Here is a 13,365-nt window from a genome sequence, read left to right as displayed (position 1 = left end):
TAATGAATAAATGATAAAATTAAAGTAATATAGAATTTTGTTTTTATTAAACAAATTAGATATAATACATACAAATGAGTTTTGAGTGGGAGTGAAAGTTATGGAAATCTCAAGAGTAGGTAGAAATACTCCAATAAAATCGGAGAAAAAAATAGCTACTGGTAAAAAAAGTTTTTCTCAAAATTTTAGTTTTTCACAACAAAAAAAATCTGAAGAACAGTTAAAACAAATGCTTCAGGATATAAAAAAGAAAGGGAATAGACTATCTATAACAAAATGCTATGCTGATGTAGCTGCATATAAGAGAATGATAAGAGGGTATCTGGAGTCTATACTTAGTCATATGTATGGTGTTAAAAAAGATATTAGTTTTTGGCAGACTCAATATTTTATAACAGTAGAAACTATAGATGAAAAATTAAAAGAAATTACTGAAATGCTTTTAAGCGATGAAAAAGAAAATTTAGGAGTTGCTGCTACAATTGATGAAATTACTGGACTTTTGGTAGACATATATAAATAAAAGTTGAGAGTTGACTAGTATCAACCCTCAACTTTTATTTATATAAAAGTTTTAAAGCCAAGTTTTATAGCTTGCATCTGATGGCATTCGCCAATCTCCTCTAGGAGATAAACTTATGCTTCCTACTTTTGGACCATCAGGTAATGCTGAGCGTTTGAATTGTTGAGTGAAAAATCTTCTTATAAATTTATCAAACCACTTTTCAATAGTTTTGTCATCATAAATATCTTTAAATGCATGTTTAGCAAGAAATAATATTTTTTTAGGAACAGCATTTTGTCTTATGAAATAATATAAGAAGAAATCATGAAGTTCGTAAGGACCTACTATATCTTCAGTTTTTTGTGCTATTTCTCCATTCTTATCTTTAGGAAGAAGTTCGGGACTTACGGGTGTATCTAAAATATCAACAAGTATCTCAGAAATTTTATCAGAGGATTCTTTATCTGCTGCATATTGTACGAGGTATCTAACTAAGGTTTTAGGTACTGAACAGTTTACAGAGTACATTGACATGTGATCTCCATTATAAGTAGCCCAGCCTAGTGCAAGTTCCGATAGATCCCCAGTCCCAACTAAAAGTCCACTTTCTTTGTTAGCTATATCCATAAGTATTTGAGTTCTTTCTCTTGCTTGAACATTTTCATAGGTAACATCATGTTTTTCAACTAGATGATTTATGTCTTTAAAATGCTGTAGGCAAGCATCAACAATATTTATCTCTCTAAAATCCGTACCTAATTCTTTACAAAAATTTACTGCGTTATTATAAGTTCTATCTGTAGTACCAAATCCTGGCATAGTTATTGTGATTATGTTTTCTCTAGGTATATTTAAAATATCAAATGTTTTAACTATTACAAGTAAAGCTAATGTAGAATCAAGTCCACCAGAAATTCCTATAACAGATTTTTGTATTCCAGTATGTGTTAGACGTTTTGCAAGAGCAGCAGTTTGAATATTAAATATTTCTTTACAGCGATCTTCACGTTCGCATTCATCAGAAGGTACAAAAGGATGTTTATGAACAAATCTATCAAACTCGTTTACCTTTGAATCTATGAAGTTAAAAGTAACTTCATTAACTTCAAAAGGTAAAAATTTGGCGCTATCTCTAAAACTTAAATTTTTCAAACGTTCATTATTTAATTTATCTATATCAATTATTGAAGTGATGATTTCATTTTCACGTTGAAATCTATTATTTTGTTTTAAAATAGTACCATTTTCAGAAATTAATAAATGCCCACTAAAAACTAAGTCGGTAGATGATTCAAAAATCCCAGCAGATGAATATACATATGAAGAAATACATCGTGCACTTTGATTTTGAATCAATGAGTTTCTATATTTTGATTTACTTACAAGCTCATTTGATGCAGAAAGATTTCCAATTATATTAGCACCACCTAGACTAAGGTATGAACTTGGAGGTATAACAGTCCATAAATCTTCGCATATTTCAAAGCCAAATTTAAAAACACCACTAGTAAAAATTAAATTTACTCCAAAAGGAATGTTTTTTTGAAATGTAAGATTTATAGATTTATTTTTTATATCAATTCCATCAGTAAACCATCGCTTTTCATAAAATTCTGAATAGTTAGGTATATAACTTTTAGGAACGATTCCAAGTATAGTGCCATTATATATTATATATGCACAATTATATAAACAGTTATTATATACAAGGGGAGAACCTATAGCTATTAGAATATCTTTATTTTTTGAAAAAGCACAAAGTCTTCTTATTGCTAAGTTGGATTTTTCAATTAAATGTTGTTGAGAAAATAAATCTCCGCAAGTATATGATGTAATACAAAGCTCTGGGAAAACTACCAATTTACAATTTTTATTCAAAGCGTTATTTATACAATCTTTTATATTTTCAACATTAAAATTTATATGTGCTACATTAGTTACAGGGCATGCAGCAGCAACTTTAATGAAATTCATTATTCAACACTCCAATCTTTATTATGTTGTAAATAGTTTATTTCATTACACAATTTTTATAATATTTACCTTTTAACTATTTAAACTCTACACTGTGCAATGTTTATCTGTCAACTATTTTACTATATAAAGAATGAAAATTTAAGTATAATTAATGATTTTATGTTAACAAATAAGAAATTATATCAAATTTAATATTTATGATGTGAAATATGAAATACAGTTAAAAAACAACTTAATTTCAATAAACACAAAGGTATAAACATTTTTTAATAATAATATATTATAGCTATAATTATTGTATAAGTAGAGATAACTATATTAAAATATATTATATTGATATATAATAAGACCAAAGAAAATATAAAATGAAATTAGTTATAGGAAGGAGGATTCCTACATTATGTGGTTTGAATTAGTGTTATGGTTGATTATAGCAGCTATTGCCTTAGCCATAGACGCAGCTACTAGTAGCTTTTTATTTATTTGGTTTACTGCTGGAGGAATAGTAGCAATGATATTAGCTTTACTTCATTATTCTTTTTCAACTCAACTTATTACATTTATAGGAGTAAGTGCAGCATTGATGGCTTTAGGTTATCCAATTGTAAAAAAAACTATAAAAAAAACAGTACCAAGAACACTTAGAATGGAAGAAGAATATATTGGAGAAGAATTTATTGCAGATAAAAATATTAGTGATAAGGCAACAATTAAATTTGAAGGTATATATTGGACTGTAAAGAATGAGGGACAATTTATAAATAAGGGTGATAGAGTAAAGATTATAGCAATAGAAGGTAATAAATTAATAATAAAAAAAATTTAGTATAAAAAAGAAAGGAGAAATTTATTATGTTTTCAAATATTTTAGGAGGAATAATACTAGTCATAATTTTAGTTGCAATTTTGACTTCTATAAAAATTGTAAATACAGGATATGTTTATATTGTTGAAAGATTAGGTCAATATCATAGAACACTTCAACCAGGGTGGCATTTTACAGTGCCTTTTATAGACTTTGTAAGACGCAAAATTTCTACTAAACAGCAGATATTAGATATACAACCGCAAAATGTTATTACTCAAGATAATGTAAAAATATCAATAGATAATGTTATTTTCTATAAAGTTTTAGATTCTAAATTTGCAGTATATAATATAGAAGATTATAAATCAGGTATAGTTTACTCAACTATTACAAATATGAGAAATATAGTTGGTGATATGACTTTAGATGAAGTTTTATCAGGAAGAGATAGAATAAATTCAAAATTACTTGAAATAGTAGATGAAATTACTGATGCTTATGGAATTAAGATTCTTTCAGTAGAAATTAAAAATATAATTCCACCATCAGAAATTCAACAAGCAATGGAAAAACAAATGAGAGCAGAAAGAGATAAAAGAGCAACTATTCTTCAAGCAGAAGGTGAAAAACAAAGTGATATAGCAAGAGCAGAAGGTGAAAAGCAAGCTGCAATACTTAGAGCGGAAGCAGAAAAAGAAGCAAATATAAGACATGCAGAGGGACTTCGTGAATCTCAATTACTTGAAGCAGAAGGTAAAGCTAAGGCTATTGAAATAGTTGCAAAGGCAGAAGCAGAAGCAATAAATCAAGTGAATACAGCTATAATTGAATCTGGAACAAACGAAACAGTTATAGCTTTAAAACAGGTAGAAGCTCTTAAAGAAATGGCAAAGGGACCATCTAACAAGTTAATACTTCCTAATGAAACTTTATCATCTCTTGGAAGTATAGCTGCAATAGGTGAGATGCTTAAAAAAGAAGAAAAGTAACAACGGTAGACAACTTTTCAAATGATAATGGTTAATATGTAATTAATAGTTGTTAATATTTAAAGAAATCTAAATGCAATAAGATATGCGTTTAGATTTCTTTTTTTTTATATTTTTAGTTACGTAAGTTCTTTAATTTATAGTAAATTTGAAAATAATGGTTGAAATTCAAATTATATATATCTATAATTAATAATATGTAAAAAAATGGAACGAAAAATGCATATATTAATATAAAATTTAATTTTAAAGGAGCGAAAATGGAATGAAAATATTAATGCTTTCTTTGGGGTACTCATCTAAAGATATTGAAGGAACAGCAAAACATGTATATTATTTGTCTCATAGTTTGGCACAAAAAGGTCATGAAGTTCATGTAATTACTTGTGAAAATGGTACTTTGCCTATATATGAGAATGATGAAGGAGTAGAAGTCTATAGAATATCACCTTATAAAATAGATACAAATGATTTTACTAAGTGGATAATGCAGCTTAATTTTGCAATAGTAGAACAAGCTATAAGATTAATTAGAAAACATGGAATGATGGATGTTATACATGCACATGATTGGACCACAGCATATGCAGTAAAAACTTTAAAATGGAGTTTAAATATCCCCATTATAAGTACTATACATTCTACTGAATATGTAAGAAATAATGGAATAAAAACAGAAATGCAGAGATATATATCTTCTGTAGAATGGATGCTTATACATGAATCTTGTAAAGTTATAGTTTTTAGTAATTATATTAGAAATGAAATAAAGAGTATATTTAAAACTCCTCAGGAAAAAATATGGATTATTCCAAATGGAATAAATACTAAAGAAACTAAAATTAAATTTGAGGATTTTAGACGAGATTATGCTGAAGAAGATGAGAAAGTTATTTTGTATGTTGGAAGATGTATTTTTGAACAAGATAAACAGCTTTTAATAAATTCTATTTATGAAATAAATAAAAAATATAATAAAATAAAGTTTATAATATCGGCAAAAGATAACAATATACAAGAATTAAAAGAAGATATAAGAAATATAGGAATGGAAAATAAAGTTTTATTTATTAATTATATGGATGATGATAAGAAGAAAAAGCTATATAAAATATCAAATTTAGTGGTATTTTTATCTCATTACGAATCTTTAGAAGTTTCTGTATTGGAAGCAATGGTAGCAGGCTGTCCTGTGGTAGTTCCTGATAATGCAGCATTTCCAGAATTAGTAGAACACCAAATTAATGGTATGAAATTTATTAAGGAAATATATGAAAGTTTGAATAATAATATAATACAAATACTATCTGATGATAAGTTTTCAAATTCTTTGAAAAAAAATGCACTAAAAAGTATATGTGAAAAACATAAGTGGAACAAAGTTACCAATTTAACACTTAAACTATATAAAAAAGTTATAGATGAGGTGAAAAATATTAAATAATATTATTAATTTCATTCTGTAAAATTTTACAAGGTGTAAAAATAATAAAATTTGCACAAAATTTAATAAAATCATATAATAATAATTATTGTTATGATATTATAATTAACAAGGGCTATGAATTTACTTTTAGGGGGTACTTATTGTGAATGCAAAAAAATATGTAGAAAAAACATTTGAAGAAATGAAACAACGAAATGATGGACAGATAGAATTTCACCAAGCAGTGGAAGAAGTCTTTAAATCCTTAATTCCAGTATTTGAAAAACATCCTGAATACATAGAAAATGGTATTTTAGAAAGAATTGTTGAACCAGAAAGACAATTAATGTTTAGAGTTCCGTGGGTAGATGACAATGGTAATGTTAAAGTAAATAGAGGATTTAGAATTCAATTTAATAGTGCGATAGGTCCTTATAAAGGTGGACTTAGACTTCATCCTACTGTAAATTTAAGTATTATAAAGTTTTTAGGTTTTGAACAGATATTTAAAAATTCATTAACAGGTCTTCCAATTGGTGGAGGAAAAGGAGGATCAGATTTTGATCCTAAAGGAAAATCTGATGGAGAAATTATGAGATTTTGTCAAAGTTTTATGACAGAACTTTGCAAATATATAGGACAGTATATGGATGTACCTGCTGGAGATATTGGGGTAGGTGGAAGAGAAATTGGTTATTTGTTTGGACAGTATAAAAGATTGAAAAGTACTTATGAAGCCGGTGTTTTAACTGGAAAAGGTTTGAATTATGGTGGGAGTCTTGTAAGAAAAGAAGCTACAGGATATGGTTTGATTTATTTTGTTGATGAAATGCTTAAAGGTAAAGGAATGAGTTTTAAAGACAAAAAAGTTGTAGTATCTGGATCTGGTAATGTAGCTATCTATGCTATGGAAAAAGCACAACAATTAGGTGCTAAAGTAATAGCTTGCAGTGATTCAAATGGATATATTTATGATAAAAACGGAATAGATTTAGACACAGTTAAAAAAATTAAAGAAGTGGAAAGAAAGAGAATAAAAGAATATATTAAGTATCATAAAGATGCAGAATATCATGAAGAACATAGAGGAATATGGACAATACAATGTGATATAGCTCTTCCATGTGCTACTCAGAACGAAATAAATGAACAGGAAGCTAAAGTTTTAATTGAAAATGGTGTAATAGCTGTAGGAGAAGGTGCTAATATGCCATCTACATTGGATGCAGTAAATGTATTTTTACAAAATGGAGTTCTCTTTGGACCTGCAAAAGCAGCTAATGCAGGTGGAGTTGCAGTATCAGCTTTAGAAATGTCTCAAAATAGTATGAGATATTCTTGGACATTTGAAGAGGTAGATGAAAGACTCAATAATATAATGAAGAATATATATATAAATACAGTTAAGTGTGCTGAAGAATATGGATATAAAGATAATTATGTGGTAGGAGCTAATATAGCAGGATTTTTAAAGGTTGCAGATGCCATGCTAGCACAAGGAATAGTATAAGAATAAGTTTAAAAGGTTTAGCTTAGATGTTTGACTGAGCTTAATGAATAAAAACAGAGTATTTATATACTCTGTTTTTATTTGTTTAAAATATTAAGTATTGGTTAATCTAAGAAATTACATAATTCGATTAATTGACAAAATAAATTCCTTGTTCTATACTGTAGAGGGGTATGATGGATCGTAAGAGTTAGATGGATGTTTGTGATAAATATGGATATTTAGTATGAAAATGCATAATAAGTAGTACGAAAAAATGTGTAGAAAAAAGTAATAAGTGTGCTATACTTATTAGTGGCATAATAAATATTATTCAGGAGTTGATATATATGAAAGAAACAGGATATATAGTGTCTACAAATGGAGAATATGCTTCAGTAGTTTTTAAAAGAGGTTCAGCTTGTGGAGAAAACTGCGGAAGTTGTAAAGGTGGATGTGAAGTATCAGCAGTTACTACCCAAATAAAGAATACCTTAGGAGCAAATGTAGGCGATAAAGTTAAGGTTACGCTTGAACAAAAAGTTTTTAATAAAATGATTTTATGGGTATATGTATTTCCGTTAGTAATGATGGTTATTGGAATAGGATTTGGAATAAATGTATTTAAAGACGCAGGGTATAAAAATTATGAATTATTTAGTTTTTTATTAGGAATGGTTGCTCTTGCAATTTCATATTTAATTTTAAATATTGTAAGTAAAAAAATGAGAAATAATAATGACTGTTCTTTACGAATGGTGGAAGTAATAAAGGGATAATAAAGGGATATAAATATAGAAATACTATATTTATATCCCTCTGCTTTTTAGCAGTAATTATTTTTCAAGACAAATCTTGAAAGAAACTGTACATAATGATAATATAATTAGGTATAGTGTAGAAAAATGAGTTTTATATTAAAATACATAGATAAGGGGAATCTTCAAATGATAGAATTTAAGAATGTATCATTAGAATTAGAAGAACAAGATGCAAAAGTTGAAATTATAAAAAATATGAATTTAAAATTAGATGAAAATAAGATTTATGTTATTACAGGTCCTAATGGAGGGGGAAAATCTTCATTATGTAAGCTTATGATGGGAATATACAAACCTACTTCAGGAGAAATAAATTTTGAAGGTGAAGATATTTCAAATATTAGTATTACTGAAAGAGCTAAAAGAAAAATAGGATATGCGTTTCAACAGCCACCACATTTTAAAGGGATGACAGTAAAGGAACTTTTAGAGCTTGCAAGTAAAGAAAATAAAAACAAGATAGATATATCTGAACTATTAGCAGATATGGGACTTTGTCCTAAGGATTATATTAATAGAGAAGTTAATGGAAGTCTTTCAGGTGGAGAACTTAAAAGAATAGAGATTGCATCGGTAATTGCAAGAGAGTTAAGACTTGCTATTTTTGATGAACCAGAGGCGGGAATAGATTTATGGAGTTTCCAAAGACTGGTTGAGACTTTTAGAAATATGCACAAAAAATATAAAACTACAATAGTTATTATTTCTCATCAGGAACGTATTATAAATATTGCAGATGAGGTTATAGTTTTATCAGATGGAAAAATACAAAAAACAACAAGTAAAGAACAAATTATAAAAGAAATTAAAGAACAAGCTGCTTGTGATTTTTGTGGTACTTGTGAGGGGAGAAGGTAATAGGTATGGTGAATTCAATAGAAGAAAAAATATTAAATAAAATCGATGATACTGGTGAGTTGTTTAATGGGGTACATAACATTAGAAGTAATGGAGAATCTATTAGTAGAAATACATCTAATAGTATAAGCATTAAAAATAAAGAAGATAAGTCAGGTATTAATGTAGTGATACAGCCTAATACTAAAAATCGAAGTGTGCATGTTCCAGTAATAATTTCAAATGAAAATATTACAGATACTGTTTATAATACCTTTGATGTAGGAGAATATGCAGATATTTCTATTGTGGCTGGTTGTGGAATTCACAATTGTAGTGCACAAAAAACTGAACACATTGGAATACATGAAATATTTATACATAAAGGAGCAAAGGCTAAATATATTGAAAAACACTATGCTGAAAGCACAGGAAAGTCTCAAAAGGCTTTTCATACTAAAACCGTTATAGATGTAGAGGAAGATGGAATACTTGAAATGGAATTAGTTCAAATAAAAGGTGTTGATGATAGTAAAAAAGATATGGAGGTTAATTTACATAAAAATGCATATCTAATTATTACAGAAAGAATATTTACTGAAAGTGATCAGGAGGCAAACTCTAATTTAACTATAAATTTAATAGGAGAAGATGCTTCTGCTCAAATTATATCTCGTACTGTAGCAAAAGATAAATCAAAACAAAAATTTTATTTTATGTTAAATGGTAAGAATAAGAGTAGAGGCCACATTGAATGTGATTCAATAATTATGGGAAATGCAGAAGTTACATCTATACCAGCACTTTCAGCTAGTTGTGAGGATGCTCAACTTATACATGAAGCTGCTATTGGTAAGATTGCATCGGATCAGCTTATGAAACTAATGTCACTTGGACTCACTGAGGAAGAAGCACAAGAAACAATTTTACAAGGATTTTTGAAATAAAAATAAATAGGTAAAAACGATATTTCTAGTAAAGAAATATCGTTTTTATTTTTTGTATTAGAGACTAAATTATATACTAAAATTAAATTGGTGTTTATAGTGGTAATAAACATTAAGTATATTTAGCTAAAATTCAAATATTAAAGAGAACTAGTATGTAGTAGGCGGTTTATGGATAATATATATTTAGATTACTTAAGATAACAAAGAAAGGAATTAATATTATGATGTATAGTAATAAAATTTATGAGTATTTAACGGGAACGATTTTAGTATTAATTGCTATTTTTTTATTAAGTAAAATGAATTATTTATTAATACCTTTTAAGGTGATTATGGATACGTTATTTTTAGCTATTATTATAGGAGTGCTTTTTTACTATATTTTACGTCCTTTAGTTAAATTTCTAGAAAGGAAAAAAATAAATTCCAATATTGCTGTCTTACTAGCTTTTTTAATTTTGTTAAGTGTTTTAGCTTTTATATTTATAAAAGCTAGGGCTTCATTAAGAAATGAATTTAGCGATTTTTTTTCTAATATGGCTAAACAAATCGAAGTTGCTAAAAGAGATACTGATATTATAGAAGAGAAATTCTATCATATTATTCCTATTAAAAATATACAGCAAAAACTTATAACTAGTTCACAAACAATAGTTAAAAATGTAATGGGGAATACTGGAAAATTTATTTCTAGCTTGGCCAATATAGGAAACCAAATTATATTAATACCTTTTATTTTGTTTTATTTATTAAGAGATGATACAATATTTGCTAAGAATTTTTTAAAAATTATACCCCAAAAACATAGAGAAGATATTAAAGGGTTATTAAGGAATATAGATAAAACTTTATCAATATATATAACTGGTCAGCTAATAGTATCAACTGCTATTGGGATATTAACTTATATTGGATATAAAATCATAGGAATAGAAAGTGCTTTTATATTAGCAGTATTTTCAATGATAACATCTATTATTCCTATTTTAGGAGTTTTTATTGGAGTATTACCAGCTGTACTTATTGCACTTAGTGGAGGAATATCCATGGTAATAAAAGTATTAGTGGTTTTATTTGTAGTTCAGCAGCTAGAGGGCAATTTTATTTCACCTCATGTTATAGGAAATAGATTAAATATACATCCATTGGTTGTAATATTTGTAGTTATAATGTTTATTTCATTATTAGGATTTATAGGAGGTTTTTTAGCTATACCAACTTATGCTGTATTAAAAGTTGTGATTAAAGATACCCTCAAAATTATGAGACGTAATAGATTAAAATAATAAATAAAAAATTAATTGTAATTGTATATCAGTAGAAAATCGATTGTAATAAGGATTAAATATTGTTATCATAGTTAATAAACAAAATCATTAAATATAGTAATTTGGGGAGGGTATCAAAATGTTAAACTTTAATTATTCAATTCCTACAAAGGTATATTTTGGAGAAAACCAAATAAATAAGCTTGGTAGATTAATAAAAAAACAGGGTTCAAGAGTTTTATTAACATATGGAGGAGGAAGTATAAAAAGAAATGGAATATATGATAAAATTGTAGAAATACTAAATTCACAAGAAATTTCTTTTTTTGAACTTGGAGGCATTGAACCTAATCCTAGACTAACAAGTGTAAAAGAAGGAGTTAGAATTTGTAGAGAAAATAATATTGATTTTATACTAGCAATTGGTGGAGGAAGCATAATTGATTGTTCTAAAATAATAGCAGCAGGATATCATTATGAAGGAGAACCATGGGATTTCTTTGTTGGTAAAGCAAGAATAACCAATGCACTTCCGATAGGAACGATACTTACTATTTCAGCAACAGGTTCTGAAATGAATGGTAATGCTGTTATAAGTAATCTTGAAACAGAAGAAAAATTAGCTGTAAGTAATGAAATATTGAAACCTAAGTTTTCAATACTTGATCCAATGTATACAACAACAGTACCAGCTAATCAAACAATAGCGGGTACTGTAGATATAATGAGTCATGTTTTTGAACAGTATTTTAGTCTTACAAAAGAAGCTTTTTTACAAGATAGATTGGCAGAAGCTGTACTTAAAACATGTATAAAATATGGACCAATAGTAGTAAAAGAGCCTGAGAATTATGAAGCTAGAGCTAATTTAATGTGGGCATCGAGTATTGCACTAAATGGATTATTAACTTATGGGAAGATTACAGATTGGGCCACACATGGGATGGAACATGAACTTAGTGCTATATATGATATAACTCACGGAATAGGACTTGGAATACTTACATCGCATTGGATGAGTTATGTTTTAGATGAATCTACAGTAGATAAATTTGCAGAATATGGAGTTAATGTGTGGAATATTGATATCAAGGAAGATAAATTAGCAATGGCTAAAAAAGCTATTGCTAAAACAAAAGAGTTTTTTGCAGCACTTGGTATTCCTGCAACACTACATGAAGTAGGAATAAATGATGAAAGATTAGAGGAAATGGCACAAAAAGCAGCAGGAAATAGAGGATTAGGAAGTTTTAAGAAGCTTCAAAAAGAAGATATTCTAAAAATTTATAAGGCTGCATTATAGACAAATTAATTTGTAAAACACCTGATGCTTGAACTGATATATGTCAAGTAGACAGGTGCTTTTTATTGAAAAAATTTCTTTATTTCTGTGTAAAATATTGTATAGATTTTATTTTTCATTAGAAGAAAAGTATTTTATATGTATATTGATGTTAATTTACAAGTTGAATGTTCAGTAAATATATTTTTGGTATGTAAGGTAATAGAAATAATGTAACATAAATATATATTATATATAGTAAATTTATGGGGGGATAAAATGGGTAACTATAATTCAGAGTATGAAAGCTATTATAACTCTATTGTTAACCAAAAAAGAAACTATAATTATGGATATTATAATAATTCTTCAGAAAAAAAACATAAGAAGAATATTTTAATTAAAAGATTAATGCAAGATTTATGTGGGGTTTTGGTTATGTTGACTTTAGTTATCATATGTAAAATGATAGTTACTCCACAAACTGTGGCAGTATATAAATATTCTAAGAAAATTGTGCACAAAAGTTATGATTGTGGTAGTGTTGTACAAAAAATAAAAGATATAAGGTTTAACCAAAATATTCAAGATGATATTGTAGAATTTATTGATAAAGTTAAAGCAGGATTTTTAGGTGAAAAAACAATAAAGGAAAAAATAAAAGAGAAGTTTTCTCTTCCGGTTTATAGTAATCTTATAAAAGAAAAAGAAAGTGGAATTGATATACAAATGAAAAGTAACAGCAATGTTTTAGCAAGTTTTAATGGAAAAGTAAAAAAATGTGGGATGGATGATAATTTAAGACAATATATTTTAATAGACCATGGTCAGGGTGTAGAAACGAAGTATTGTAATTTAGAAAGAATAGTGGTTAATAAAAATGACACAGTAAAAAAAGGTGATATAATAGCTAAAAATAGTAAGGATAACTCAGGAGAATTTATCCATTTCGAAATTTTATTTATGGGTAAAAATATGAATTTAGAAAAAAATATAAGAGTGAAGAAATAAGA

The 13,365-nt window shown here is 27.4% G+C and carries 12 protein-coding genes; 11 read left to right on the top strand and 1 reads right to left on the bottom strand.

Annotation, left to right across the window (positions count from 1 at the left end):
* Nucleotides 1–100 precede the first annotated feature (100 nt).
* On the top strand, nucleotides 101–523 hold the full coding sequence (locus OW763_RS08035) for a YaaR family protein (RefSeq protein WP_268040575.1): 423 nt from the start codon (nucleotides 101–103) through the stop codon (nucleotides 521–523).
* A 51-nt stretch (nucleotides 524–574) separates the two neighbouring features.
* Here OW763_RS08035 and OW763_RS08030 read toward each other — a convergent pair whose 3' ends face one another.
* Nucleotides 575–2,479, bottom strand: a complete 1,905-nt coding sequence (locus OW763_RS08030; protein ID WP_268040574.1) for an NAD(+) synthase — start codon at nucleotides 2,477–2,479, stop codon at nucleotides 575–577.
* A gap of 403 nt (nucleotides 2,480–2,882) precedes the next feature.
* Between OW763_RS08030 and OW763_RS08025 the strand changes: the two genes are divergently transcribed.
* From OW763_RS08025 to OW763_RS07980, 10 genes are all read left to right on the top strand, one after another.
* Nucleotides 2,883–3,308: an NfeD family protein gene (locus OW763_RS08025; protein WP_268040573.1), complete on the top strand. Its 426-nt coding sequence runs from the start codon at nucleotides 2,883–2,885 to the stop codon at nucleotides 3,306–3,308.
* 26 nt (nucleotides 3,309–3,334) lie between these two features.
* Nucleotides 3,335–4,279, top strand: coding sequence for an SPFH domain-containing protein (locus OW763_RS08020; protein ID WP_268040571.1), 945 nt, complete (start codon nucleotides 3,335–3,337; stop codon nucleotides 4,277–4,279).
* A 265-nt stretch (nucleotides 4,280–4,544) separates the two neighbouring features.
* Entirely contained in the window at nucleotides 4,545–5,723 is a 1,179-nt protein-coding gene (locus tag OW763_RS08015; protein ID WP_268040570.1) for a glycosyltransferase family 4 protein, read from the top strand.
* Nucleotides 5,724–5,868: 145 nt separating this feature from the next.
* Complete coding sequence (gene gdhA / locus OW763_RS08010; RefSeq protein WP_268040569.1) at nucleotides 5,869–7,215, top strand: NADP-specific glutamate dehydrogenase; 1,347 nt, start codon at nucleotides 5,869–5,871, stop codon at nucleotides 7,213–7,215.
* A 329-nt stretch (nucleotides 7,216–7,544) separates the two neighbouring features.
* Nucleotides 7,545–7,973 carry a SoxR reducing system RseC family protein gene (locus OW763_RS08005; protein ID WP_268040568.1) on the top strand — a complete coding sequence of 143 codons (429 nt, stop codon included), beginning with the start codon at nucleotides 7,545–7,547 and terminating at the stop codon, nucleotides 7,971–7,973.
* Between the two features lie 168 nt (nucleotides 7,974–8,141).
* Nucleotides 8,142–8,873 carry an ABC transporter ATP-binding protein gene (locus OW763_RS08000; protein ID WP_268040567.1) on the top strand — a complete coding sequence of 244 codons (732 nt, stop codon included), beginning with the start codon at nucleotides 8,142–8,144 and terminating at the stop codon, nucleotides 8,871–8,873.
* A 5-nt stretch (nucleotides 8,874–8,878) separates the two neighbouring features.
* Nucleotides 8,879–9,799 carry a SufB/SufD family protein gene (locus OW763_RS07995; protein ID WP_268040566.1) on the top strand — a complete coding sequence of 307 codons (921 nt, stop codon included), beginning with the start codon at nucleotides 8,879–8,881 and terminating at the stop codon, nucleotides 9,797–9,799.
* 224 nt (nucleotides 9,800–10,023) lie between these two features.
* A complete protein-coding gene (locus OW763_RS07990; protein WP_268040565.1) occupies nucleotides 10,024–11,088 on the top strand; it encodes an AI-2E family transporter in 1,065 nt (354 codons plus the stop codon).
* A 121-nt stretch (nucleotides 11,089–11,209) separates the two neighbouring features.
* Entirely contained in the window at nucleotides 11,210–12,373 is a 1,164-nt protein-coding gene (locus OW763_RS07985) for an iron-containing alcohol dehydrogenase (protein ID WP_268040564.1), read from the top strand.
* Nucleotides 12,374–12,631: 258 nt separating this feature from the next.
* Nucleotides 12,632–13,363 (top strand): M23 family metallopeptidase, encoded by a 732-nt coding sequence (locus OW763_RS07980; RefSeq protein ID WP_268040563.1) that lies wholly within the window; start codon nucleotides 12,632–12,634, stop codon nucleotides 13,361–13,363.
* Nucleotides 13,364–13,365: the final 2 nt, after the last annotated feature.

The organism is Clostridium aestuarii (assembly GCF_026735135.1).
Lineage (GTDB): Bacteria > Bacillota > Clostridia > Clostridiales > Clostridiaceae > Clostridium_H > Clostridium_H aestuarii.
This window is presented reverse-complemented; position numbering and strand designations above follow the sequence as displayed.

Excerpts from the sequence above, each read along its gene's own strand:
- OW763_RS08005 (WP_268040568.1), top strand. The coding sequence starts at position 7,545 with ATGAAAGAAACAGGATATATAGTGTCTACAAATGGAGAATATGCTTCA.
- OW763_RS08000 (WP_268040567.1), top strand. The coding sequence starts at position 8,142 with ATGATAGAATTTAAGAATGTATCATTAGAATTAGAAGAACAAGATGCA.
- OW763_RS08025 (WP_268040573.1), top strand. The coding sequence starts at position 2,883 with ATGTGGTTTGAATTAGTGTTATGGTTGATTATAGCAGCTATTGCCTTA.
- OW763_RS08035 (WP_268040575.1), top strand. The coding sequence starts at position 101 with ATGGAAATCTCAAGAGTAGGTAGAAATACTCCAATAAAATCGGAGAAA.
- OW763_RS08015 (WP_268040570.1), top strand. The coding sequence starts at position 4,545 with ATGAAAATATTAATGCTTTCTTTGGGGTACTCATCTAAAGATATTGAA.
- OW763_RS07985 (WP_268040564.1), top strand. The coding sequence starts at position 11,210 with ATGTTAAACTTTAATTATTCAATTCCTACAAAGGTATATTTTGGAGAA.
- OW763_RS07980 (WP_268040563.1), top strand. The coding sequence starts at position 12,632 with ATGGGTAACTATAATTCAGAGTATGAAAGCTATTATAACTCTATTGTT.
- OW763_RS08020 (WP_268040571.1), top strand. The coding sequence starts at position 3,335 with ATGTTTTCAAATATTTTAGGAGGAATAATACTAGTCATAATTTTAGTT.
- OW763_RS08030 (WP_268040574.1), bottom strand. The coding sequence starts at position 2,479 with ATGAATTTCATTAAAGTTGCTGCTGCATGCCCTGTAACTAATGTAGCA.
- OW763_RS07995 (WP_268040566.1), top strand. The coding sequence starts at position 8,879 with ATGGTGAATTCAATAGAAGAAAAAATATTAAATAAAATCGATGATACT.
- OW763_RS07990 (WP_268040565.1), top strand. The coding sequence starts at position 10,024 with ATGATGTATAGTAATAAAATTTATGAGTATTTAACGGGAACGATTTTA.